General features: G+C 52.4%; 14 protein-coding genes. All 14 read right to left on the bottom strand.

Annotated features, from left to right (window positions below; all coding sequences use genetic code 11):
- Positions 1 to 90 precede the first annotated feature (90 nt).
- Positions 91 to 888: an SDR family oxidoreductase gene (locus tag B036_RS0122665; RefSeq protein WP_020571038.1), complete on the bottom strand. Its 798-nt coding sequence runs from the start codon at positions 886 to 888 to the stop codon at positions 91 to 93.
- A 10-nt stretch (positions 889 to 898) separates the two neighbouring features.
- Positions 899 to 2,311 carry a tagaturonate reductase gene (locus tag B036_RS0122660; RefSeq protein ID WP_020571037.1) on the bottom strand — a complete coding sequence of 471 codons (1,413 nt, stop codon included), beginning with the start codon at positions 2,309 to 2,311 and terminating at the stop codon, positions 899 to 901.
- Positions 2,312 to 2,320: 9 nt separating this feature from the next.
- Positions 2,321 to 3,973, bottom strand: coding sequence for a UxaA family hydrolase (locus B036_RS0122655; RefSeq protein WP_020571036.1), 1,653 nt, complete (start codon positions 3,971 to 3,973; stop codon positions 2,321 to 2,323).
- A 251-nt stretch (positions 3,974 to 4,224) separates the two neighbouring features.
- Positions 4,225 to 5,748 carry an alpha-L-fucosidase gene (locus B036_RS0122650; RefSeq protein ID WP_157472320.1) on the bottom strand — a complete coding sequence of 508 codons (1,524 nt, stop codon included), beginning with the start codon at positions 5,746 to 5,748 and terminating at the stop codon, positions 4,225 to 4,227.
- A gap of 237 nt (positions 5,749 to 5,985) precedes the next feature.
- Complete coding sequence (locus B036_RS0122645; RefSeq protein ID WP_020571034.1) at positions 5,986 to 7,605, bottom strand: sulfatase family protein; 1,620 nt, start codon at positions 7,603 to 7,605, stop codon at positions 5,986 to 5,988.
- Positions 7,602 to 9,632 (bottom strand): FG-GAP-like repeat-containing protein, encoded by a 2,031-nt coding sequence (locus tag B036_RS0122640; protein ID WP_026232261.1) that lies wholly within the window; start codon positions 9,630 to 9,632, stop codon positions 7,602 to 7,604. The genes B036_RS0122645 and B036_RS0122640 overlap by 4 nt, the downstream gene beginning before the upstream one ends.
- Positions 9,633 to 9,797: 165 nt before the next feature.
- Positions 9,798 to 11,288, bottom strand: a complete 1,491-nt coding sequence (locus B036_RS0122635; protein ID WP_020571032.1) for a hypothetical protein — start codon at positions 11,286 to 11,288, stop codon at positions 9,798 to 9,800.
- A gap of 511 nt (positions 11,289 to 11,799) precedes the next feature.
- On the bottom strand, positions 11,800 to 15,132 hold the full coding sequence (locus tag B036_RS0122630; RefSeq protein ID WP_026232260.1) for a VCBS repeat-containing protein: 3,333 nt from the start codon (positions 15,130 to 15,132) through the stop codon (positions 11,800 to 11,802).
- A 429-nt stretch (positions 15,133 to 15,561) separates the two neighbouring features.
- Complete coding sequence (locus B036_RS0122625) at positions 15,562 to 17,097, bottom strand: RagB/SusD family nutrient uptake outer membrane protein (protein ID WP_020571030.1); 1,536 nt, start codon at positions 17,095 to 17,097, stop codon at positions 15,562 to 15,564.
- 71 nt (positions 17,098 to 17,168) lie between these two features.
- Positions 17,169 to 20,453, bottom strand: coding sequence for a SusC/RagA family TonB-linked outer membrane protein (locus tag B036_RS0122620; protein ID WP_020571029.1), 3,285 nt, complete (start codon positions 20,451 to 20,453; stop codon positions 17,169 to 17,171).
- A 190-nt stretch (positions 20,454 to 20,643) separates the two neighbouring features.
- Positions 20,644 to 22,797 carry a thioredoxin domain-containing protein gene (locus B036_RS0122615; protein WP_020571028.1) on the bottom strand — a complete coding sequence of 718 codons (2,154 nt, stop codon included), beginning with the start codon at positions 22,795 to 22,797 and terminating at the stop codon, positions 20,644 to 20,646.
- 2 nt (positions 22,798 to 22,799) lie between these two features.
- A complete protein-coding gene (locus tag B036_RS0122610) occupies positions 22,800 to 23,765 on the bottom strand; it encodes a T9SS type A sorting domain-containing protein (protein ID WP_020571027.1) in 966 nt (321 codons plus the stop codon).
- A 617-nt stretch (positions 23,766 to 24,382) separates the two neighbouring features.
- Positions 24,383 to 25,222 carry an MBL fold metallo-hydrolase gene (locus B036_RS0122600; RefSeq protein WP_020571025.1) on the bottom strand — a complete coding sequence of 280 codons (840 nt, stop codon included), beginning with the start codon at positions 25,220 to 25,222 and terminating at the stop codon, positions 24,383 to 24,385.
- A gap of 97 nt (positions 25,223 to 25,319) precedes the next feature.
- Positions 25,320 to 26,759 (bottom strand): DUF1501 domain-containing protein, encoded by a 1,440-nt coding sequence (locus B036_RS0122595; protein WP_020571024.1) that lies wholly within the window; start codon positions 26,757 to 26,759, stop codon positions 25,320 to 25,322.
- Between the last annotated feature and the right edge of the window lie 47 nt (positions 26,760 to 26,806).

The following is a 26,806-nucleotide window of genomic DNA, read 5'->3' as shown; positions in this document are numbered from 1 at the left end:
TCAGCTCGCAGAGCTTTGTAAGGCGGCACCGGGTTCGCTTCGCGTCTGCCTTCGGCGGTTAGCCGGGAACAAGATTGATGGGCCCAAAAATTATGGCGCCTGCGTCAACAAAGACCGATCCAAGTGCACATACCCCCCATCGCAAAACACATGCTGGCCGGTGGTATGCGAAGCGCAATCGGAAATTAGGAACAAGGCGGTGTTGGCGATCTCCTCCGGAGTGGTCATCCGGTTTTCCAGCGGGATTTTCTCGACAATGCCTTTTAGCTTTTCCGCCCCGTTGGGCAGCGAGTTGATCCAGGTATCGTAGGCGGGGGTCCAGCTTTCGGCAATGATGATGGCGTTAGAACGACCACCCCACTTAACGAAGTCTACGGCCCATTCTCGTGTCAGGGCCAATACCCCACCCTTCGCCGCGGCGTAACCGGAGGTATTGCCCTGCCCGGTGTAACCTACCTTGGAGCCGATATTAAGGATGTTTCCTTTTGCCGCCTTCAGCTGCGGCAGGCAATGCTTCGCCAGCAGGAAATAACTGACCATATTCAGCCGCAAGCTGTACATGAAGTCTTCGTAGCTGCCATCGAGGCCTACCCCGTCGTTGACGCCGACGTTGTTGATCAGCACGTCAATGCGGCCGTACTTAGCTACGACACCGTCAACGGCCACTTTAATCTGGTCGGGTTGGGTTACGTCTGTTTGAAAGAAGGCGGCGTCAATGCCTTCAGCTTGTAATTCCTCCACGTAGCCGAAGCCCCGGGCGTTGCGGTCGATGATGGCTGGAATGGCGCCTTCCCGGGCGATGGCCCGCATCATTACTTCGCCAATACTGCCGCGGTGCCCTGCGGCACCGGAGATTACGACGACTTTTCCTTTCAGTTTAAGATCCATGGCGGCTGCTTTAGTCTTGGTATTTTTTGAGGGCTTCGGTAAGTTCCCTGGTCAGGCCGGGAACTGTATTCAAGTCGATGTCCCACCAATCTGCCCGGCCGAGTACATTTCCGGTTAGTTGGTGGAGCGTTTGTTGTCCGGATAGTACGTTGGCCCATTGCGCTTTTAAGAAGGCAATTCGTCCTGCGTCATCACGCAGGGCGATGGACTCACCGTTCCGGTCTCCCCGGTAAAAGCGGATCAGGGCTGCAAAGGCCCGTAGAATACCGGTGGGGAGGGTACCTTTTTTAGCCTGGTAGGCCAGCAAAGATGGTAGTAGCCTGGTCCGGAATTTGCTGGTGGAGTTTAGTGAAATGTCCATCAGTTTGTGATGGATGCTTGGGTTGCGGAAGCGGTCGAGCACGTCGGCGGCAAATGCTTTCAGCTCGGCTTTCGGGTAATCCAGCGAGGGGATGATTTCGTCGTTAAGCACACCTTCGAGGAAAGCATTCATTTTTTCGTCGGCCATCACATCGCCCACGGTTTCCAGACCAGCCAGGTAGCCGGTGGGGACGATGCTGGTATGAGCACCATTAAGGATGCGCACCTTGATCTCCCGGTAGGCATCCAGGTCTTCCGTAAAGGTGACGTTGAGGTCTGTTTTACCGAAGGGCAGTTCCAAGGCCACCAGGTCCGGGCCGGAAATGACCCAACTGTGGTAGTATTCACCGGCGACCAGCAGAGGATCGTCGTGGCCGGTTTCGGCGGCGATAGCCGCCGCGCGGTCGGCCGGGTAACCCGAAACAATCCGATCAACGAGCGTATTACAGAAGTAGTTTTCCTCCAACGTCCATTGCTGAAAAGCTTCCGACAGGCCCCAATGCCGGGCATACCGGAGGAGACAATCCCGGAGCTCGTCCCCATTATTCTCGATAAGTTCTAAAGGCAAAACTATGCACCCGCGCCCGCGCCCTTTTACTCCGAAATACTGAAAGCGGTGGTGCAGCCATAGGCAAAGTTTAGCCGGAAATTCCGATGGCATTCCTTCCGCAGGTAGCGGTTCTTCCCGAAAGCGGATGCCAGCCTCTGTCGTATTCGAAATGATGAACCGCAGTTCCGGAAGCTCGGCCGTAGCGAGGAAAGCCGCCCGGTCAAGGTAGGGCTGAATCACCTGCTGTATGCAGGTCACCACCCGCCGGTCTGCGATCAATTCCCCTTGCCGGATACCGTCGAGAGCAACGGTAAAAAGGCCTTGCTGCGCACGGAGCTCGTCGTAATCACCACGGCTTGTCGGCTTAACGATGGCGACACCACCATTGAAATCCGTTTGCTCGTTGAGCACGTCGATCATCCAGTCCACAAAGGCGCGTAAAAAATTGCCACCACCAAACTGGAGGATGCGCAACGGGCGTTGTGGACGGTCAAAATCCTGGGGATTAAGCATTAGTTTTGTTTAAAGGGAAACGCCACGTTTCCAGGGAATAAAATCATCCTGCCCTAATCGCTGGGCAGCGGTTTGGGTGGTGCCCGAGGCAACGTCGATTAACAATTCCAGGAGGGCTTCGCCACGTTCTTCGATGGTTTGTTGTCCGGTGATGACGGGTCCGGCGTCGAAATCGATGATGTCCGCCATCCGGTCCGCCAGTGTCGTGTTGCTGGCCATTTTTACCACCGGTACGATGGGGTTGCCCGTAGGGGTACCAAGGCCGGTGGTAAAGACGATCAGGTTGCAGCCCGAGCCAGCCAGGCCGGTGGTGCTTTCCACGTCGTTGCCGGGGGTACACAGCAAATTCAATCCGGTTTTAGTGACTGGTTCCGCGTAGTCCAGTACGTCTGAAACCGGTCCGGACCCGCCTTTTTTGGCGGCACCTGCGGATTTCATGGCGTCGGTGATTAGCCCGTCCCGGATGTTGCCGGGAGAAGGGTTGTTCTTAAAACCGGAGCCAACAGCTTCCGCTGCATCTGAATAGGACCGCATCAATTTGGCGAACTTGTCGGCCAGGGCCGTGGTTTCACATCGATCGATCAGTTCTTGCTCCACGCCATTCAATTCGGGAAATTCTGCCAGGACGGTTTTAGCTTTCAGGGCCACCAGCATATCGGAAACATGACCGAGTGTCGGGTTGGCAGAGAGGCCGGAAAAGCCGTCGGAGCCGCCACATTCCAGTCCGAGGGTGAGGGCAGATAAGGGCGACGGCGCGCGGGTGCAAAGATTTGCTTTCATGAGCCCGGCGAAGGTTGCTTTCACTGCCTGGGCGACGAATGCACGCTCGCTTTTACTCGCTTGCTGTTCGAGGTAATACACGGTCTTCTCACCCGCCACACCACGTTTTTCCAACGCACTGCGAAGTAAGGAGATCTGAGCGTTCTGGCATCCGAGACTTAGTACGGTTGCCCCGGCTACGTTGGGGTGACTGATGTAGCCGGCAAGTAGTTCGCAGAGAACTTCTGAATCCTGGCGAATGCCTCCGCAGCCACCGTCGTGGGTCAGGAATTTTATCCCATCGACGTTAGGGAACACTCTTGCCGGGCGTACCTCTTCTCCCTTCCGCAGCGGATCCAGTTTAAGGATAGCCTCCGCATCTGCCCCCTTTCGGTAAGCGGCTACCAGGGTATTTACGTCAACCACCGTATCCGGTTGGTGACCGTAGCCAAGTTGTTCCACCATGGCGTCACGTATGGCTTCGACGTTGCGGTTTTCGCAGAAAACCAGCGGGATAACCAGCCAGTAATTTGCCGTGCCTACCGAGCCATCGGCCCGGTGGTAGCCCAGAAACTGACGGTTCTCCCACTTACTGACGTCGGGCGGCTGCCAGGTATAGGCTTGCTCCCGGGAGACATAGGTTTGAGCGGCGTGTACTACGTTGCCAGTGTGAATTAATGCTCCTGCGGGGATATCCGACAGCGCCTTCCCCACTAAAACGCCGTACATATACAGCAATTCGCCCTTGGTAACAAGCTGGTCGGTAAATTTATGTTTAGCCTTAATTTCTTCGACCAGCCGCAGGGGCTTGCCCGCAGCTTCGATCAGGTGTCCGGCGGGTAAGTCTCTTAGGGCAACCACCAGGTTATCTGCCGGGTGTAACCTTAACCATTCGTGTTGCATATATTGGACTGGGTTTATCAGTTAGGCCAAACGACCGTAGCCTGGAGAATCAATTTCTTTCGAGTTTTAAAAGTACTGATTAGAAGTTTGGCAGTGACGATATCCGGGGCGGATCACGCTATACTGCTTTCGGTCACCTGAGATAAAAGCATTGTCCATCAGGGGTGACCGCAAGGGATCGCCCCTGATGGCTGTTTCACAAATGACCGCGTTCGATTAAGCGAGCGCAAAACCACCTCAACTTAATGACGTTACTCTAAATCCAACTTAACGACTGTAGCCATTTCATTCATTGGCTCGTTGGGAAGTACGATGTAGTTTTCAAGATCGTTGAAGGCAAACTTTAGTTCAGTACCACTACCCAGCACAGTAGCTTTTTTCACTGCGGAGGCTGGCGGAAAGTTAATCCTGGACAAGCTTTTCAGGTCAATTTTCTTGCCTTGTTCCGGAGCCCCCAGGAAGATGGCATAGATGGCGCTGTGGTCTTTCGCTTCGGTGAAACGGATGTCTCCGGGGCCATACTCAATGGTGGCCGTTTGGCCACCATATTTATTGTCTGTCGCTTTGGCGGAGCCGAAGCCATATTCAGATCTCGGGCGGGTGTTATAAATAGCCTCACCGTATTCTTTTAGCCAGCCGCCCATTTCCTCCAATACGGCCACCTGCTCCTGAGGAATGCTGCCATCGGCACGAGGAGAGATATTGAGGAGTACAACGCCGTTTTTACTTACTACATCGATAAAATTCCGTAACACCAGATTTGGGTCTTTGTAGGTCTGTCCTTTAATGTAACTCCAGGACTGGTTGCTTAGAGTGATGTCCGTCAACCAAACACGTTCAGACACATCTTTCTTGCCACCCTGCTCGATATCAAGGATACTTACGTCGAGTGGTAAATCATCCTTCTTATGAGCGATTACGACTTCCTTCCCCTCTGCTTTTGCGTGGTTTAAGTAGTAGGCACAGAACTCCTGGCGGTACTTTTCGGGTATCATATTGAGCCAAACATCAAACCAAATGATATCCGGGTCATACTTATCGATTACTTCCTCCAACTGCTTTTGCCAGTAGGGGTACCATTCTTCGGCAGGAACGTTGCCATAGAGCCAGCGGAGTTTGTCGTCTTCAGTGGAGGTGTGCCAGTCTGGATTGTAAGGATAATGGCTTGACCATCCCGCCCAATTTTTTTCGTCCGCAGCGTTACGCTGCAGGTTTCGGGCGTGGTGAAAAGACGTGATCAGCTTCAGGCCCCTTTTCCTGACGGCCGCAGCAACCTCCCCCGTTACGTCCCGCTTCGGGCCCATGTCACTTGCATTCCAGGGGTTAACTTCGCTGTCCCACATTGCGAAGCCATCATGGTGCTGTGCTACCGGGCCGCCCCACCTGGCACCTGCGGTAACCATCAGGTCAGCAATTGCCTCGGCATCGAATTTATCGGCAGTGAACATAGGGATGAACTCATGGTAGCCAAATTCAGACTGATCCCCGTAGGTAGCTTTGTGGTGTTTGTAGGCGCCATGGCCCGGAACGTACATATTTCGTGGATACCACTCACTAGAGTTTTCCGGAACCACATAAGGCCCCCAGTGGAAGTAGATTCCAAGCTTGGAATCTGCGAACCAATCTGGCGATTCATTGACTTTAGCAAGTGATTCCCAATCAGCAGAGAAGTCGGCGTCTACAGATGTTTCCGTTTGTTCAGCCTCTTCAACGTTGGCCATAGTACACGACTGAGCAAAAAGTAACAATGCCAAAAAGGGCAGACAAAATTTCATGATGGGTGGTTTTGATGATGATTTTTATTCCATTCTATTCTATTAGCTTCCAGGTGAGGTTAACCCTAATCTTTAAAGTAGGTATATTCAATGGTATATCAGCTGAAGAATAAGATATTGTAAGACGTGGTATGATAGGGATTGATCATTAAATCAGTACAAATAAGCCCGTCAAATGCATCATTTGTGCTAGTCTTTAATGGTTTTGGAATGGAATTACTATAATTCCAATTTGGGTTAATCCCAATTTCCTGTAATTACCTTTTGAAAGCGAGGGTATTTTTCATCTGTTTCATTTAGTTCTATTCGCTTTTCTTGCAGGTCTTTCTTCAATTCGGAAATGACCTCGGCGTAGACCGGATCATCGTACCGGTTTACATTTTCATTGGGGTCCTTTTGCAAATCATAGAACTCCCAGGCGACCGGTGTTGGTTGTATTTGATAGGCATCGTCTTTCCACCACATACTGCTCGTACCAACGAGCTCTTCTTTGTACGGTTGGGCGTAGTAGAATATCAGTTTGTAATCTTTAGTCCTCAGGCCAAAGTTGGCCGGCACATCGTGATGCGTCAGGTGCATCCAGTAACGGTAATACGTGGAAGTACGCCAGTCATCAGGTTCGCTACCATCCAGGTGTTCCGCAAAACTTTTGCCCTGCATATAGGCCGGTGTTTGCCCCCCGGCGATAGAAAGCATGGTGGGGCCAAAGTCGGTATTATTAACGAGGAGCTCACTTTTCGTTCCTGCCTTAATTGCTTTAGGGTAATGCATAATGAAGGGCATCCGCATACTTTCATCATACATCCATCGCTTGTCCATATAGTCGTGCTCTCCCAACATAAAGCCTTGATCTCCCGTGTAGATAATCACAGTATTCTCCCAGAGTCCTTCCGCCTTCAGGTAATCAAAAAGCCGGCCCAGGTTATCGTCCACTCCCTTTACGCAGCGCAGGTATCGCTTGAGGTATTCCTGGTAGGCAGCACTGGTCGCGGAGTCCCGGGGAGTCTTGTTGATCTTATAGTCTGCCGTATAACTCCGGTATGGATGGCGGTCCGAGACCGATGTACCAATACGATTACGCAAAGAATCATGTCGCCCACGGGTAGCCTCTGAGCCAAAGTCAGGTTGGTTTTGTTCGTACAGGTTAGCGGGTTCGGGGATGTGGGTGTTCTCCAGGTAGTCAGTATACCGGGGTGCAAACTCAAAGTCGTCGTGGGGCGCCTTATAATGGTGCATAAGGAAAAACGGTTGGTCCGTTTTCCGCTTGGTTTTTAACCAATCCAGGGTAACGTCGGTAACGATGTCGGTGGAGTGCCCTTCGTATTTAACAAAGTTATCGGGCCATGTCCCTTGATCGCTGGCCCGGAATTCAGGGTCGAAGTATTTCCCCTGACTTTCCAGAACGTGGTAGTAATCATAAGCGGCAGGCTCGGCCTTGAGGTGCCATTTGCCGATCATGGCCGTTTGGTAACCCAGTTTACTCATCTCCATGGGGAGGTACTGCCGGGATGGTGGGAGGGTATCGTCGAGCGTAAGAATACCGTTAGTCTGGCTATACTGCCCGGTCATGATGTTGCCCCTCGAGGGCGTACAGATGGAGTTGGTACAGAAAACGTGGCTGAACAAAGCGCCATCGGCAGCAAGTGCGTCAATATTAGGGGTAGGATTCAGCCCGGCAAGCCGGCTACCGTAAGCCCCAACGGCCTGGGTAGTGTGGTCATCAGACATGATGAAGATGATGTTGGGACGTTCAGGTTTTTCCGTTACGTCCTTCTTCGGAGCGGCACCGTCACCACAAGCCGTGAATAATAAAACAACAAGCCCAATGAAGCCTGACTTTAATGGTAGATTGATCACAGTCGAATAAGTTTATGGTAGGTGACTACCCCGGCAAATTCCAGTCTCATCAGGTAGGCTCCCGGGGGAAGGGACGACATAGTAAATGGGACAATACGTTGGTCAGTTGCTATTTCCCGGAAACGATTAAAGACCAGAGCTCCGGAGGAAGTCCACATATTAACTTTAAGGGAGCCACCTCCCCGTGGAAGCTGCAGGCTAAGTTGATCGGAAATTATTGGATTGGGATAAACTAACGGTTGCCCGATGGCTGGCAACACTTTTATGCGGACAGGCCGCAGGCCCGGGCAGGGCCCATCCCCTGCTATCGTGTCCACAAGTACGGCATCCTGCGTCCGCGCCAAACCCCGGTAAATATCCCCTACGGACAGCTCCACGACCTGCTCCTCCAACTCCGGAAAAAGAATTGTTTCCGTACGTGTCAGCAACAGCTCTTCACGCCCGTTAGCCTGGGTTTGCCAAAGCGCATCAATTGTTGGCGTTGTTGCCGCCTCACCACACTGGATCCGGGTTTTGTGGCTGATCAGGTACCAGGTTCCATCTGAGCGAATGCCCATCAGACGGTTCCAGGTCAGGTCCGTAAATGTTTGCGTCTGCCGATCCGTAAAAGTGACGACCAGACTGTCGATCGGAGCGCCCGGGGACGGTGCACCAAAATGTATTGGCCCGGCAGAATGGGAAAGATAGCTAGATCCGCCATCCACTTCCCGGAACCAGCTTTGATCACCGGTGTAAAGTGTCAGATTGAGCGTATTTACGGGCACTTCGATGGCCAACCACTGGCCCGCACCGGTGCCTACGTTGTGTAATAAAGTCGCTGTTTCGCTACCCGTAATATCAGGCTGTACGGCATTAATCGCCACATCCGGATAGCCATCAAGATCGTAATCAGCCACGGCAAGGCCGCGGCCCATCATTACTATATCGTCAATACCAGAAGACACTGAAGTGTCGGTGAAGGTGCCGTCTCCTTTATTATGGAAGTACCGCTGTGCTTCAGGCTTATTCAATTCCTCGGCCACCTGCCCATTGGCGACGATCAGATCCAGGTAACCGTCGAGGTCGAAGTCGGTAAATGAAGTTCCCCAACTGGTCAGTTCGGGCAGGGCAACGCCCGCGGCAAACGACCGAAAACTGAAAAAGCTTCTCGCTGCATCGTTTTCAAAAAGAGGATTCTCTCTGATATTGGTGATGTAAAGATCGATGTCTCCATCGTTATCGTAATCTCCCTTCGCTATCCCCATGGCGTTAATGGTGGCTGCGGTACCATTGTCTTCAGCTTTTTGGGAAAAGAAAGGAAATTCGTTTTGAAAATAGGCATTTGGCTTGATGAGGTATCCAAAATCATTGGCTACGTATAAGTCTGGTCGTCCGTCGTTATTTAAGTCGGAGAATACTGCTCCGAGACCACATCCGTCGTCATCGAGTTCTAATGCTGTAGCTACTTCGGTGAAGGTGAAATTACCATCGTTGCGGTAAAGGAAGTTTGGTTGCCCACCATCCTGAGCATTCTCACCGGCCAGGTAATTGGTTACGTAAATATCGAGGTCACCATCGCCGTCATAATCCCCGGTGGCCGCTGAGGCACCAAAGGATGTTTCCGTGATGCCGGCGCTGACCGAAACGTCAATAAAGCGACCAGCGCCATTGTTTCGTAAGAGCCGGTTATGGGTGCTTTTCATCGTGGTGATGAAAAGGTCGGCAAAGCCGTCATTATCAAAATCTCCGCTTACCGCCCCCATGGTTCCGGCTACGTTGAGCAGTCCGGCGCTTTCACTAACGTCCGCAAACGTACCGTCCCAGTTGTTCCGGAACAGGCTGGTGGTAGCCTTGCCATTAGTTAGCAGGAGATCTGGGTAGCGGTCGTTGTTGTAGTCGAACCAGACCGCGCCTCCGGCCATGATGATGGGGTCGATTGCTTTGGCATCGATCCCTGCAGCTTCGCTTACGTCCCGAAATGCCTGACCGGTTAATGCCGGCAGCATGGCAAAGGAACACCACAGCATTATGGCAAAGGTCCTGGTCATGGTTGAAAGTCGAGTTGTCGGGTTATCGGGTTGTCTGTAAAAGAAGTGGTCCGGACCGCTGGCCCGGACCACTCTATAAAAACACATAGTATGCGTTAGGTCAATCGAGGTTTAATCATGCCGCCAACCGGAAGGAGTCAGGCAGGCTAAAAACCTCTGTACCATTTACTTCACCGTAGCGGTAACGTAAGCGTTGGCGTCTTCCGGAGCCAGGGATTTAATTTGCAATCCACTGGCGGCAATGCCGGATTCCAGGATTCCGGTGATGCGAGCACCACCATTACGTGCTCCCTGGAAGTTCACGGTGACGGTCAAACCGTCAGTACTTACCGTCGCCTCGGGGACTTGTGCCATGTTACCAAAGGTGTTGTGGAAACGCAGGTCTGTTACGGGCTGGCTAAATTCCCAGGTAGTACCGTCGGGGCCGAGGAAGCTGAGCTCGAAGCCAACGTCAGCTAAGTCGTCCAAAGTAGCACCTCCGTCGCCAGTGATCACCACGGAATAGTTACTAGCAGCGTTTACACCAGGGCAGCGGTAGCCGTCAACAGGGTTTAATACGTTAACGGCGGGGTTACAGCCCCATGCGTAGAGCACGCCTTCGGCGTCGGAGGTGAAGGATTTACCGTTCAGCATTGCCGTAAGCGGCTGGTTGGGATCCATTTCTGGGTAGAGAAAATCCAGCCAGTCCGGATTAGCACCGCCATAGGTCCTCGTTGAAGAGAAGGCTCCGAGAATAGATTCGCTGGCGAAGAGGATACCGTCTCCGGAGAAACTCAGGGTATAGTCGGTACCAGCAGTAAGGCCTGCGGCATCGTAGTTTACCTTAATGGTGTTGTCGCCCCAGACTGGTTTCTCAACACTAGTAATGGCTACTGCGTTTCCAGCACCGTCTACCAGGCTGAAATTAGCAGCAGCTCCTGCTACAGCCCCCAGCGGTTCGCCGGTAGTAACCAGGAAGGAGGAACCGTCGCGGTCGAAGTCGACATTACGCGGTTGGAGAATCGGGACAGCGACGATATTGATAAAGTCGGCCTTAGTGATCGAATTGGTGAAGCCAGTTGACCGGCGGGTCACAATAAGGGTAACATCATAAGTGCCAACTGCGCTGAAACTGATCGTCGGGTTACTTTGCCGGAGGGTATCTGCAATACCTTCGACCACCCATTTATAAATGATGGCAGAGTCCGCTTCAGACAGAACGGGCGGAATCGTACCAACCCCTTGCGTCAGGTTTGTCAGTTTTACCGGACCATCGATCACCGCCTGGACCGGGTTGGCTGAGAAGTCCGCTACTATCTGAGGAACAACGTTGACGGTCAAGCGACGGGTTTGCTTGGAACCATCCGAAAAAGTGGTCGTCACGAATGTCAGAAATGTTCCAGCTTCGGCGTAATTAACGGTCGGTGTCGCATCAGTAGACGTAGCTGGGATACCGCCTTCAAAAGTCCATTCTCTGCTGGAGGCATTGTTGGACGAATCCTTATAAGTAATGCTTTCTCCTGCATCAATAAGGAGTCCGTCCGCACTGATAAAAAAGTCAACCGGGCGGAAGTCGAAGAAGTCGTCATCTTCAGGCTCACAAGCGGTGAATAGCGCCGTTGCGGCGAGGCAAAGAATTAAGAGTCTGCCTAGGTAGTTGAAAAAGGGTGGTTTCATATTTAAGCTATGAGTTGTAATGAACTTAAGTCAGACCAGAATTTAAATGATTCCGGTTACTCACATGATCGATGTAAATATCCAGTCATTCCGCGCCATACGGGGCAACGGATGTTTAAAAGCAGGACACATATGGATTTAAGGGCAGAAAAGTGAGGTCTTTTCGGCGTATTTCCCGGTTTTGGGCGGGGCCGCAGGTGCAAGGAGGGGGATTCGGAGCAAAAAGATGGGCATGGGCATGTTCTATTAAATGCTTCCTTAATCCATTCGGCATACTGGGTCAACCTTGATTCCAATATTAACTCCGCGTTTCTCCTCTTCTCCGCCACTTCACGCGAGAACCTAAACCATTTTCGCGCGGAGGAGAGAGGAAGTTGATTAGGGTGATACGAATTTCGCGTAGCTAATACACATTCGTTACCCCGGACTTTGTCCGGGGTAACGGGCTGAAAATTAACCTAACGACGCTACGCGACAAATGAAAAGCAGCTACAACTTATGTTACACTGTATTAATACCGGAGCAACCGAAGCGGCCCCTCGTTAATGCCGACCAACAGCCCCCGGTCGCCATCTTTCCCCAAACGGATCGGATAAATCCCCTTCACGTTTTCAGGTAAGAACAAGCCTGAGTTGGTCGGGGCAAGCACCTCAAATTCACCCCCGCCGGTACTCAGCAGTACCGTTCCGGTTCCGGCGTCTGCGCGGGTGGTTTCTATCTCGACCTCGTATTTGTTCCCCGCCGTGACCAGGTCCTGTTTACCGTCGCCATTCAGGTCCGCAACCAAAATACTGTTGATCACCGAAAACTGAGTTTCCAATGGTAACCGGCGTAAGGTCAGCTCACCATCAACATTCTCTAACCAGGCGTTAGCAAATTCCCTGACTTCATATCGGATGGCATCCGCTTTTTCCAGGTCAATGATCTCCGCCAGCTCCGCCTGGGCATAGGCGTTATAGGTGGGGAATTTTTCCGCGATTCCCGGAACCTGCTGGCTCGAGCACTCCCGCCCCCTGATGGGCACCAGGTTTTCACCATTTGCTTTAGCCAGGAAAATGTCGTTGCTACCGTTTTGATCGAAATCAGAAGCAAATACGTAGAATGGCTTCTCCGCTGAGGCATGGAACTTATAGTTCAGACCCAGGTTCCCCAGCACGTAGTCTTCATCGCCGTCACCGTCGAGGTCAGCGGCAACAATTTTATTCCACCATCCCTGAGTTTCACCCAGCCCTTCATTTGCGGTCACGTTTTGGTAGGTGCCTCCTTTCTTTTTAAATATTGATACCGGCATCCACTCTCCTACTACAAGCAACTCCGACACTTGATCGCCATCGATGTCACTCCACACAGCAGAAGTAACCATACCGATACCTGCCAGTTCAGGTGCCATTTCTTCGGTAATATTCCGGAATATGCCCCCATCGTTTTCCAAAATATAACTCTGTGGTGCAGCCGGATACCGGGCCGGCACTACCCTACCCCCAACGAACAGGTCCAGATCACCGTCTCCATCCAGGTCATGCGGTACGACACAGGAGCCACTGCTTAAAATTTCGGGGAGACCTGAGGACTTGGTAAAATTGCCTTTTCCATCATTCAGGTAAAGCCGGTCCTGGAATTTAGGGGATGCTTCCGGGAACTCGCTTCCACCACTAACTACGTAAAGGTCCTGGTCTCCGTCACCATCTGCATCGAAAAAAGCGGCAGCGGTATCCTCGTGGCCAGCGTCTTCTTCACTAAACGAATTGGTTGCTGCGGAGAATTTCCCGTCCTGGCCCTGGCGATAAAGTACGCCGGCTATCCGCTTCGCTCCGCTAATGTAAAAGTCCTCCAGACCATCTCCGTTTACGTCTCCAACCGCAATGGCCGGACCAGATTTACTGTGCCCATGGGGCAGCAGCACCTGACTGGCGTAATCGTCGAATTCATTCTCTTCCTGAATAAACGTTTTGGCAAAGTGTGCCCCGGTTATCTCCTTAAACAGGGGTGCTACGGGTACCGGAGGAGATAGTTGCTGGCCGGCTGTTTTATAATCAACGGTAATCAGCTGATTAATTACCGGTTGCTCCAAAACGGATTCTTTACCGTCTGGCCAGACCACCCGGACGCGGTTCACGGCGCCAAGGTCCCCCAAGCCAAAGTGAACGTAAGGTTCCACTGAAGAAAGATAGCCCCGTACCGTTTTTAGCTGCTGAAACTGTTGTCCTCCCGTTTGCTCAAGGGTGACCTTAGCGCCCAGGCCAAAGGTATTTCCCCTGGGCCCCAGCAAACGCAGGCGAAGGCTGGATTGGGCTGCAATAGAATTATTTCGGTAAAGGAATGCCTCTTCTTCCAGGTTATTGATGACGAGATCCAGGTCCCCGTCGTTGTCCAGGTCTCCGTAAGCGGCACCATTGGAAAATGACTTCTCCGGCAAGCCCCAGCTCGTGGCCGAGCTACGGTAGGTCAACTCCCCGGCATCATCGTACAGGTAATTTTGCAACGGGACGGAGTTGAACATGTCTATGACCACCCGGGCGTTTTCTTCATCAGTCCGCTCTCTCCGTTCCTGGCTTTGCATGTAGGCGCGGAAACGGATGTTACCGTCTTTGTCCGCGACATCCCGCCGGTAACCATTCGTGATGAACAGCTCTTTTTTTGCGTCGTTGTCGAAGTCCGCACCCAAAACCGCCCAACTCCAATCTGATTTAGCAACGCCCGACAGTTGACTGATCTCGCTAAAAAAACCATTGCCCCGGTTCAGCTGCAAGCTGTTGTGCATGTACTGGTCATGGAATCCGCTTGCCATAATCCGCCGGTATTCGTCTACGTTCATACTGGCCATTGTGGTCTTTGAGCGAACGTAGTCTTCGGGAGACATATCAAGTTGGACCAGATCTTCAAAACCATCGTTATTCAGGTCCGTTGCGTCAATACCCATCCCGTAAAAACTGGTGTGGTTGGTGTACTTTTCGATACTTTCGGCGAAGGTGCCGTCCCCCTGGTTTTCGTAGAGGTAATCGTTTTCGAGGTAATCATTAGAGACCAGGATATCGGTATAGCCATCGTTATTCACATCGGCGGTAACGAGGCCGAGGCCGTAGCCGAAATTACCGGTGATGCCCGCATCCTCCGTCACGCGGGTAAACCGATTATCATCGTTCCGGTATAGTTGGTCGCTGAAAACCGGGTCTTGTTTTTTCTTCGCCTCCAGTACCTGGACATAAGATAGGAAGAACTGGTCCGGCCGGTTGGTTACGTAAGCATCGAGGTCATTATCGTTGTCCATATCGAAGAAGACCGCCTGTAGGGAGTAGCCGGTATCCGCCAGTCCGAATTCGCTGGCCGCTTCGCGGAACTTGCCGTCACCCTGGTTAAGGTAGAGGAGATTGGCGCGGTCTTCAGGTCGGCTACCGTCTGCGGAGCCACCCCTACAGACATAAATATCCAGCCTGCCGTCGCCGTCAATATCGGCCATCACCACGCCGTTATCCCAACCACTGCGACCGGCACCACCTACACCGGCCGTTTCGGTTATGTCTTCGAAGGTCATATCTCCCGTATTCCGGTACAGGGTGTTAGGCTGTTCGTTTGCGGTGAAGTAAATGTCCTGCAAACCGTCCCCGTCAATGTCGCCAATGGCGACCCCACCTCCATTGTACACATACTGAAAACGGGCAAAGAAATTCCTGAAGTTTTCCTCAACGTGGTTATTGAAGGTTATCCTGCTTGCAGAGGAAGGGACGCGCTCAAAAATGGCCTCCCCGGTCTCCTGCCCCGAAGAAGGGATCGTGCCGGTTGTATCCTCGTTGGTACAGGAGACTAGCAGGAAAGTGAGCAACGATATGGATAGTAAATAACGCATATTTCTAAATTGGAAGGTAGTATTCAACCGAGTGGATTGATTCATAATTTTGTTAATCATGGAATAGCCTGTAGGGGCGGGGCGTGCCCTCGCCCCTACAGCCGAGTGCGATCCTACGCGTTCGCTAAACGAACGAATAAAGCGTTTTCAGGGTGCCGATACGGACGGGGGCAAGCCCCGTCCGTACGGAATAAGTCAGAAAATTTTTGTTACACTGCAATTGTTTGATGTGGCGCGGCCGCTGGTGCAATGTAAAGGATAAAAGGAGCAAGGATAAAGGGCTGGTGTTACCAACTTTCCACCCTTTGCTCTTTTATTCTTTTCCCTGCACCTGCGTTCGCGCCCAAAAAGAATCCCGACAAATAACCTGTATTTGCCGGGGCTTCTTTTACTCGGGTATATCCATTACAGGAAAGATCCAACTGGGTTTTACCAACCTGGGTTCTGTTCCATCAGTGGGTTCAGGTCAAGCACTTCCTGTGGGATCGGCCAGATGATCTCGTAGTCCTGAGCATCTGGTTGTCCGGGCCAAACCGCAGTTTGTGGTGCCATGGTATTCATTCGGTTAATCAGGGTTCCCCAGCGTATCAGGTCACCTTTACGGTGGCCTTCAAAAGCAAGCTCCCGGTAACATTCCTGGTCCATTTCGGCCATAAATTCATCGAGTGGCATAGCAGTCGTAATCGGTGGTGAAGTAGTAGCAGGGTTCGCACCAGCGCGGGCACGGGCACGTACCTCGTTGAAAGCAGCTACTGCCTCCGGTGTTACACTACCTGCGGCCATAGCATGGGCTTCCGCATAACGAAGTAGCACGTTGGCGTAACGAATGTAGGGGTAGTCGAAGGGTGTATCGTTACCCCAGGCCTGACCTGCGGGTTTTTGCCATTTCCAGGGGCGGAACTGATTAGGGCCATTGGTGCTGTCAATGGCAGTGGGCGCATTACCATAAGCGATGGTCACCCTACGGCGCTGATCTTTACGATCATAAGCCAGCTCCAGGTCATAGGCAGACCATGCCGTTCCCCAGCCTCCGCCATCGTTCAGTGAGCCGCCAGGCCCCATGAAACTACCAAGGTTAGAGTTCTGTGATCCGTCGATGGTTTCACCGGGAGCGTCGTGCTCTACGACCCAAACCATTTCCTTGTTCAGTTCATTTTCCTCATCGAAAATCTGCTGGAAATCATCGAGCAGTTCGTAGGTACCGCTGTTGATTACCGCTTCGAACTGCTGGGCAGCGAGGGCATACTTATCGGTTTGGTTCAGCGGGATGCCGGCCATCTGCAGGTAGACCTTACCCAGTAGTGCCTGTGCGGCACCTTTAGTAATCCGGCCGGTTTCACCCTCCACTTCGAGATCGGGAATAGCTGCGGAAAGGTCGCTAATGACCTGAGCGTAGACTTCTTCCGGTTCGGACTGGACAAAGTCGAGGTTATTCAGGTCGGTCCGTTCTTCGGTCACCAATACAACACGGTTGTAGATACGCACCAGGTTGAAGTAGAAACTACCGCGTAGTGCTCTGGCTTCAGCGAGAATGCGCTTCTTTTCGTCGTCATTGATCTTGTCTTCCGTCATTAAAGAGACCTGGTTAATAACCGTATTGGCACGGTTAATTTCCTGATAGTGACGCTCGTATATGGTGAGTACAACATCGATACTGGGCGTGAGGGAGAAGAGGAAAAGCGTACGGCGGCCAGGTGGCGTCCATGGCGGAACTACGATTTCATCCGCTCCGTGCATACCCCAGAGGAGAGCTACACCTGCATCACCGCCAGAATAGCCCTGGCAACGTTGCTGGCCGGCGTAAAGGCCATTCAGTGCGATTTGGGCATCAGCCGCATTTCGATAGAAGTTAACCGGAGAAAGGAAGTTGGTTGGTGATTCAATTAGAAGTTCATCATCACACGAAGGGAGAAGAACCAACAAAGGAAGCAGCAACAAGCAGAGGAATTTTAACTTGTCTTGCATGATTATTGTGTTAAATATCCCTGCCCAATTGGCGGGGCCAATCGAGCAGGGGTGATAGTTTTAAGTTATGGTTAGAAAGTTACGCTCAGGCCAGCGCGGTAAGTGCGTTGGCGGGGGTAGCTATCGTTGTCAACACCAGGCGTTAGCGGGTTATTTCCAACGCTGACTTCCGGATCATATCCTGAGTAATTGGTCAGAATAAAAGCATTATCGACAGCAACGAAAATGCGCGCATTTGATGTGGTGGCAAAACCTTTGGGTAGTCGGTAACCAAACGTAACGTTAGCAAGGCGCAGGAAGGAGCCATCTTCAATGAACTGATCGATCAACTCACGGTTAATTCCACCATCCGAGATACCCCAGATTCCGGGCGTATCAGAGTCGGGGTTATCTAAGGTCCAACGATCACGTACCAGGCCAAGCTTGTTATAATTTGGTATTGCCGTAGCGCTGCCGGTTGTGATGTTATTATTGTAGACTTCGTTGCCGACTGAGAATTGGAAGAGGAAGGACAAATCGAAGTTCTTGTACGTGAAGTCATTGGTGATACCACCGAACCAATCAGGCTGGGCGGAGCCCAGGATGGTGCGGTCGGCTTCGTCCACCACGCCGTCTGGTACGAGAACACGGTTACCGTTTTCATCGATGCTGGCAATATCCTTGAGCTTGATCATACCAGGGCGGTATTGGCCGACACCCCTGCGGGTGACGCTGCCTTCTCTCAAGTCGTAGAAATTGTCCCAGAACTGTCCATTCTCATCGTTCCGGATAAGATCAGCGGCTTCCTCATTAGAAAGGCCGTCAAAGATTGGGAAGTCACTGTAGTTGTAGATACCGTCCGTGATCAGACCGTAGAAGCTACCGACGGGGTCCCCTACCTGAGAGATAAAGTCGTTGTTATTCGGGCCGGGAGAATTCGAGGTAAAGGAACCGGAACGGCCCATATCCAGAATTTGATTACGGTTTTGAGAAACATTAACCCGGAAGTTCCAGCGGAAATCGCCCTTATCCACCGGTGTGGCGTTCAGAGATAGCTCGATACCTTTGTTTTCTACTTCACCGATGTTTTGCAGCGCATTGGTAAAACCCGTTTCTCTTGGAAGCGGCACGAACAGCAATAGGTCAGTAGTATTCTTGATATAGTAATCGAGGTCAAACGTGAGTCGGTTATCAAACAAGCCGAGCTCGAATCCGAAATCCGACTGTGCGGTAGTTTCCCAGGTAAGGTCAGCGTTACCCAGGCGGTTTACGCGAGCGCCGGCGGCGAGTTGGCCATCAAGCACAGCGCGGGTAGGTTCGTAGGCGGCGAGGGAACGGTATTCTCCAATCCCGTTATTACCAGAAACACCGTAGGTCGCGCGTAACTTCAAGTTGCTGATCAACTTACTGTCGGAGAGAAAAGGTTCTTCACTTACTCTCCAGCTAACTGCGGCGGATGGGAAAAAGCCCCACTTGTTTCCTTCGGAAAAGCGGCTGGAACCATCGGCACGGGCACTTACCGTGAAGAGATACTTGTCGTTTAAGGTATAGTTGACCCGGCCGAGCCAGGAGCGAAGCCCCCATTGGGTCTTATTGGACTGGGTGACGTTGGTAATACCAGCGGCAGCCAGGTTATCAATATCAACTCCCGGAAGCGCAAAATCCTGTGAGGAGGTATTCAACGAGCGATTCGTGCTTCCCTGCTGGGTGTAGCCTGCCACTGCGTTGATACCATGGATACCAATTTTATTTCGGTAAGAAATGGTATTCTCGTTCAGCCAGCCGTAACCGCGGAAGAGCCCCGTAAATGCGATACCATTCAACTGAGCAGACCAGCCGAAGTCACTTGGGTACACTCCCTCATTATTTGAATTGAAGTAGTTGCCTCCAAAGCTGGACTTAATGGTTAGGTGATCATCTAAGTCATACTGCAGGTAGGCGTTACCAAAGCCATTGACGGTATTACCAAAGTTATGTGTACGCTGAATCTGAGCTTCAGGGTTGAAGGCGGCACCATCACGGACGCTGATCAAAACACCATCCTCATCATATTCAGCATCAGCGAAGCGAATACGGCCTTGAACGGGCGTAAACAAAAGCGCCTGAGTAAGGACACTTGCCTGAGCAGAGCTTCCTGCGTTACCACCTGCCGTTACCGGACCACCACGATCGATGAATCCGGCATTGATGTTGATACCTGCGCTCAGTTTGTTAGCCAATTGCTGGGTAACGTTAATGTTTGAAGAGTAGCGCTTGTAAAATGATCCTTCCAGGATACCCTCGTCATTACTGTAACCAAAAGAAGCATTGTAACGCGTTTTAGCGCTACCGCCGTTGATGTTCAGGTTGTGGCGTACATTATAAGAGTTACGAAACACTTTTTCGCGCCAGTTCGTAACGATCGTACCGTTACTGGGGTCGCCGATGTCGAGGTCATTACCAAAATCATCCCGGTAAGCCAAGTCACGGTTTTCGAAATTGACGATACCGAAAGTGTGGTATTCATTCCAAAAATCCACGTATTCCTGCGGAGAGAGTATGTCTACCGTACGGGCAAGTTCGCCAATTCCGATGGAGTTGCTGTAGGTTAATTGTGCTCTGCCTTCTTTACCTTTTTTGGTAGTAATCAAAATTACGCCGTTGGCACCCCGGCTACCATAGATCGCGGTAGAGGAGGCATCTTTTAGAATTTCGATAGACTCGATATCTTCCGGGTTAATGCTTGAAAGCGGACTTTCCTGCTGTGAACCCGGGCCTGCGTTGATGTCCGAGGCGCTACCGACCAGCGGAAAGCCATCGATTACGTAAAGTGGATCACTAGTTTGCGTGATGGAAGTACCACCACGAATACGAATCTTCGCCGCGGCACCCGGGCCACCCTGAGAGGTCGTTACCTGTACACCAGCAGCCTGTGCAGCCAGGCCTTTCTCGAAGTTAACCGACTGTACGCGGGTAAGGTCTTCTCCCTTTACGGAAGAGACAGACCCCGTAAGGTCTTGCTTATCTACATAACCATAACCGACAACCACTACTTCCTGCAGTGTTTCAGAATCAGTAGCCATGGTGATGTCTATCCGGGAGCGGTTGTTAACGGCAACCTCCTGCGTTTTGTAGCCAGTGTAGGACAACAACAAGGTGCCTGACCCACTTGGTACGGTAAGCTGGTATTTGCCGTCAAAATCAGTAATCGTACCGGTATTCAGATCTTCCTTCACCCGAATCGTAACCCCGATGAGCGGCTCCCCCTCATCGGAAACAACGGTACCCGACACGGCAAGCTGGCCGTAGGCGGTGCTGCTCATGGCACAGAACAGCAGGGGTAGAATTAACCCCGCCGGCAGGCGATGAAATATAAATTTAAAAGAGGTTTTTAGCATGATAAACTAGTTGAGTGTGAGGTGGGAGGTTTCCCCAAACGCGGGGTGCCTGCTTTATTTGTCCCTTGAGACGGAACAAAAGTGGGACTTGGGCTTTTCCCGTCACGCTACTCATGATTTATATGCTAGTACAAATGGTTCTACTTATCCAGAATGTGGTTTTTTACGGGCTTTTTCAGGTTGTCTCCTCTCAATTGGTTGTCTTTTGCTCACGCATTTGTGCTAGTGCTTTATCCACTTCCTGTACGGGCAACTGACATACTTTTTCCAGACAAACGTAGATCGTGGTGCCATCCGGGTTCAGCTTATTTGTCAAAAGTTCGAGGTTTCCCTCCTTATCTCCGCCCAGCAACAGGGCGTGGGGGAGATATTCCCTGCTCATCAGGTCCCGCTTTGCTCCTGCGTCCGCGCCCAAAATGGCTACCTCATAGGTCGGTTCCATCAGTTCCAGGTATAAGCGACCCCAGTTTGCGTAAAACCGCGGGCCACTTTCGGCCAGCTTAGGCTGAATCAGGGCCAACATCGACTTAGCCCTGTCCACCATCTCAGCGTTCGCCGTCAGGGTGCCCAGTTGATGCAGCACCCGCCCCATCACGGAATTACCGCTGGGAACCGCCTTATCGTTAGTGGGAATGTTGCCGCTGATCAGCGGCGGATCAAGGTCAGAGGTATACCGGTACAGGCCGGTGGTACTGTCAAAAAAATGCGCGTTCGTGTAGGCCATCAATTCCGTCGCCCGGTCCAGCCATGCTTCCTCAAAGGTGATCTGGTATACATCCACAAAAGCTTGTGCCAGTAAGCCATAATCGTCCAAAAAGGCGTTTATGGCCGAGTTTCCATCTTTGAAATTACGGTTGAGCCGGCCGTCCTTCTCCTGCATCTGCTCCAGCAAAAATTCGGCGGTTTTCACCGCACGCGTCCGGTACGCTTCCTCACCGAGGGCCCGAAAAGCATCTGCATATCCACTTACCGCCAAAGCATTCCAGGCGGTTAATGCTTTATCGTCAAGGCCAGGTTGCGGACGTTGGTCCCGGGCGGCCAACAATACTTTCTCCGCAGCGCGTAGTTGAAGATCCATCGCCTCAACGCTGGAAAAACCATTACTCTTCGCCACTTTTTCGGGAGCCGTCGATCCACGATACAGTATGTTATGGCCCTCCCAGTTCCCTTTTTTGGTCACCCCGTAATACGTCATAAATGCCGTGCTCTGCTGCGCGTCTGGCAGGAGTTTGGCAATCTCTTCCGTCGTCCAAACGTAAGTCAGGCCCTCCTCCCCTTCCGTGTCGGCGTCGAGGGAGGCATAGAAAGCTCCGCTCTGATCGGACAATGAATTTTCCAGAAAACTAACGGTTTGCCGAATCACCTCCGCATAGCGTTCCCGCCCCGTTGCCTGGTAGGCATGGGCGTACAGGCTGAGCAGCTGGCCATTATCGTAGAGCATTTTCTCGAAGTGCGGCACCAGCCATTCCGCATCCGTACTGTACCGGGCGAAACCGCCGGCTAGGTGGTCGTAGATGCCGCCGGCAGCCAGGGCGTCCAGAGTGGCAGTTACGGCCTCCAATGATTTTTCGTTGCCCGTGTGAAAGTGGTGGGCCAGCAAAAATTCGTACAGGGCCGGCATGGGGAATTTTGGTGCGCCAGCCATCCCGCCACGCTGAAAATCCATTCCGGCATACACCATTTCTACTGCTCCGGCAAGTTGTTCCCGGTTAAGGGCCTCGGCCTCCCCTCCCAGAGACGGGGAGAAGCTGTTTCGACGCACCAGTTCCTCCGTTAGCCCGGCTGCGTACGCTTCCATTTTCCCGGGCTCACTCAGGCGCAGGGTGGTAAACTGTTCCAATACCTTGAGCCATTGCGCCTTGGGCAGGTAAGTTCCGGCCCAGATCGGACGGCCGTCGGGCAGCGCAATCGCGTTTAGTGGCCAGCCGCAGCCACGCTGCGTAGTCAGTTGGCAGGCCGTCATGTACACGTCGTCTACATCGGGGCGTTCCTCCCGGTCCACTTTGATGCTTACGAAATTATCGTTCATCACCTTCGCCACCAGGCTGTCTTCAAACGACTCGTGCTCCATCACGTGGCACCAGTGGCAGGCGGCGTAGCCGACACTGATGATCATTAGTTTATTTTCTGCTTTGGCCTTAGCCAGTGCCTCGTCTGCCCAGGGGTACCAATCCACGGGATTCCGGGCGTGCTGCAGCAGGTAGGGGGACTTCTGTCCGGCGAGGTGATTCATTCCAGATTCTTCTATTTTTCCCCTTTCCCCCTTCCTCCCTTTATCCTGGGCGGGGCCGCAGGTGCAGAGTAAGGTTAGCAAAGCAAAGGAGCAGACCAGAGATCGCCACATAATTATCGATTTTTCGTAAAAGAGAAGTTAAACTGCTCCCCTTCGCCCGTAATGACGGCAAAATATTGGCCGTTCGGAAGGTCAAAGACCGGAAAATCCGTCGGGATGAAGCCCAACCGACGAGGTGGAGCGACCTCCTGGCCCTTGGCGTTAAAGATTTGTAGGAGGAAATTACCCGATGCGTATTTTCCGCAATCGAATCGAATGCGCACCCATTCATCAACGGTGGCAACGGGATTGGGGAAAGGTATGACGGCACAGTCTGCTGCCTGCGCCCGAACGGGGACCCGATCGTCAACCTTTTCCATCAGTGCGAAACACTGGTTGCGGGCAATCACCTTGATTTCCGGGGTTTCGCTGGCGCGGAAGGCCTGGAGGTCCAGCCCTCCCTCCCCTTCCAGGAAATAACTCCAGCTCTCCGTAAAGCCACGGTCCGGGCCAAGAGCGCCGTACATCGTTACCGGCAAATCCCGGCCCAACCATTCAAGCAGGTTCATTTTAGCCACGGATATCGGGACATCGTCTACCATAACCTCTTCTACGGAATAAACATCGAAGGGTTCGTTATACATCCAGCTGGTTGTCTGCTCTCCCTCTTCATAGCTTTCCTTGAAGAGGTAAACCTGATCCTGAATAACCGGTACGTAGTAAAAAACGGAGTCTCCCGACTGCTGAAACAGTTCTACCGGTGAATAAAAAGTTTCCCGTAACCCGCCAGGTCCCAGGTTCTTGGCAAGAATGCTGAAAACTTTAGTTAAGACACCCCGAACCATGGTGTCCCGCTCGTAGCGCACTAGAAGGTAGCCAAGCGTTTCACCTTCACCATCGTAGCCCCTAAAACACCACTCCGCCCCCGGCGGAGCAAACTGCCCCTGGGCAAAAATGCTGCAGGGTAAGAACAGCAGTAAAGCAAAAATTAGATTTGATAGTTGTTTTACGTAATGCATTGAAGGGGCAATATCGGGCATATTCAGGAAATTATTCGCTGCGCTCACGTTGCAGAGGTTCGCTGCGCTCACGTTGCAAGAGTTGCAAGAGTTGCAAGAGTTGCAGGGGTTGCAGTTGTTGCAGCAGCAGACCGAGCGACCCTGCAACTTCTGCAACCGGAGCGTAGCGACCCTGCAACCCCTGCAACCAGAGCGTAGCGACCCTGCAACCCCTGCAACAGGAGCGTAGCGACCCCTGCAACCCCTGCAACCAGAGCATAGCGACCCTGCAACCCCTGCAACAGGAGCGTAGCGACCCCTGCAACCCCTGCAACCAGACCGAGCGACCCTGCAACCCCTGCAACCAGAGCGTAGCGACCCTGCAACCCCTGCAACCAGAGCGTAGCGACCCTGCAACCCCTGCAACCAGAGCGTAGCGACCCTGCAACCCCTGCAACCAGAGCGTAGCGACCCTGCAACCCCTGCAACCAGAGCGTAGCGACCCTGCAACCCCTGCAACCGGAGCGTAGCGACCCTGCAACCCCTGCAACCGGAGCGTAGCGACCCTGCAACCCCTGCAACCAGAGCATAGCGACCCTGCAACCCCTGCAACCAGAGCATAGCGACCCTGCAACCCCTGCAACAGGAGCATAGCGACCCTACTTTGCACCTGCGCCCGCGCCCAAGAGACCTTCTGCCCGCAACAACGCCACGTTCTTATCATGAAACTTCCGCATGATGATCGGGAAGTCGTAGCGCGACAGCCATTTCTCCAGGTCAAAAGCAGTATCGTTTTGTACGGATAAGGTCAACTCCTCCAGGTAGGCAAAAGAGTCCTCCAATCGTCGCTCCATTTCATTATAATCGGTGGTGTGGTCCCCGTGTCCAGTGATCAGGACTTTGACCAGGCCCGTATAGATTATTGCCCGCAGACTGATCAGGGTATCGCGGTATTCAGCAAAGGAGTGGTAGACGTAGGGGAATTCAACGTTACTCAGGTAGTCGCCTACGATCAATATTCCCCGGCTTTTATTGAAGGTGACCAAGCCATCGTAGTTATGGCCCGGTGCCTGGTAGAAATGGTATTGGTCCTCACCAATCATAGTTTTCTCCCCGTCTTTCGCCTTCGCAAGATCAATAACCGGGTAGGTAAGCTCATAATCGCGCTTGATGTAATATTCATCGTCCCAGGCGATGGTCTGCGCCAGTTGATCTGCCTGCTGTGGATTATCAACAAATGCCTTAGAAGCAATGGTGGTAAAGCCGGGAAACTTCCCGTAGCCGATGATGTGGTCGTAATCAGAGTGGGTAAAGAGCAGGTATTTCTCCTTGCCTGCTCCTAATTCTGCCGTCAATTCAGCTAAATGATCCACCTCCGCCGGTAACCAGTTGGGGTCAACGATCAACACGTAGTCATCGGTATGAATGATCGTACTGGTGGTCCGAAAGAGTTGGCTTTCGTGGATGGTTAGGTGGGGGGTGGTTAGCTGGATGGGCATACGCTAAAGTACGGTTTTCGCGAAGGTAATTTTCACCAATAAGAACACTAAGGCATTAAGAAAAACTTAGTGTCCTTAGTGCCTTAGTGGTTCCCGTCTAAGCAATCAAATCCTTCACCACATGCCCGTGCACATCCGTCAATCGATACCGCCGGCCCTGGTGCTTGAAGGTGAGGCGTTCATGGTCGATGCCAAAGAGGTGCATGATGGTAGCATGGAAATCGTGGACGTGTACCGGATCTTTCTGAATATTGTAACTCAGGTCGTCCGTTTCGCCGTAGGTGAAGCCGGGTTTTACACCGCCGCCGGCCATCCACATGGTGAAACACCGGGGGTGGTGGTCCCGTCCGTAGTTCGTTTCAGTAAGTTTGCCCTGCGAGTAGACAGTTCGGCCGAACTCTCCGCCCCAGATGACCAGGGTATCGTCGAGTAAACCGCGTTGTTTCAGGTCTTTGACCAGTGCTGCAGACCCCTGATCGGTGGCCTTACACTGGTTCTTGATCCCGCCCGGAAGGTAAACGTGCTGATCCCAGCCGCGGTGGTACAACTGAACGAAACGCACATCCTTTTCCAGCAACTTGCGTGCCAGCAGGCAGTTGGCAGCGTAGGTTCCCGGGTTCCGGCTATCGGGACCGTACATGTCGAAAACGCTATCGGGCTCGTCGCTCATATCCGCAATCTCGGGCACCGAGCTTTGCATCCGGAAGGCCATTTCGTACTGCGCGATACGCGCATCAATTTCGGGATCGCCATAGGACGACTGCTGCACGGCGTTCAGATCTTTCAGGTAACCGAGCATCCGGTTACGGTCTTTACCGTCGTACCCTTCCGGGTCGTTTAGGTAAAGCACGGGATCCTTGCCGGAGGTAAACTGAACGCCCTGAAACTGGGTCGGTAAAAAACCGTTGCCCCAAAGGCGGGCATAGAGCGGCTGCCCTCCAGAGTTCTTGGATTGCAGTACGACAAAGGAAGGAAGGTTCTTATTCAATGAACCCAAACCGTAGCTCATCCAAGACCCCATACTAGGCCGGCCGGGCAGCTGGTGGCCGGTATGAAAGAAGGTAATGGCCGGGTCGTGGTTAATCTGCTCGGTGTATAAAGACTTCACAAAACACAATTCATCGACGATACTGGCGGTATGCGGTAGCAGTTCGCTCACCCAGGCACGTGATTCTCCGTATTGCTGGAATTTGTACAATGACGGGGCAATGGGCAGGCTTGATTGATTGGCACTCATGCCGGTCAGGCGTTGGCCTTTCCGGAAAGAGTCGGGTAGGTCCTGCCCAAACATCTCCCGGAGCTTGGGCTTATAATCAAAGGTTTCAAGTTGAGAGGGACCACCGCTCTGGAAGAGAAAAACGATCCGCTTTGCCCGTGGAGCAAAATGAGGCAGACCGGGGATCGCATCGATTAAATCCTGCTGGGTTTCGGCCTTCATCAGGTTACTCAGTGCCAGGGCACCAATACCGAGCGAAGATTTCGTCAGAAAGTTCCGACGATCCATTTTATGGTGGGTCTTTAAGAGGTCGTTGAACATGATTTTAGCTTTTTTGGCGCGGACGCAGGTGCAGGGAAAGGTAGGGG

The sequence above is a fragment of the Neolewinella persica DSM 23188 genome (assembly GCF_000373105.1).
Classification (GTDB): Bacteria; Bacteroidota; Bacteroidia; order Chitinophagales; family Saprospiraceae; genus Neolewinella; species Neolewinella persica.
The sequence above is the reverse complement of the archived record's forward strand: the minus strand, read 5'-3'. Positions and strand labels throughout refer to the sequence as shown.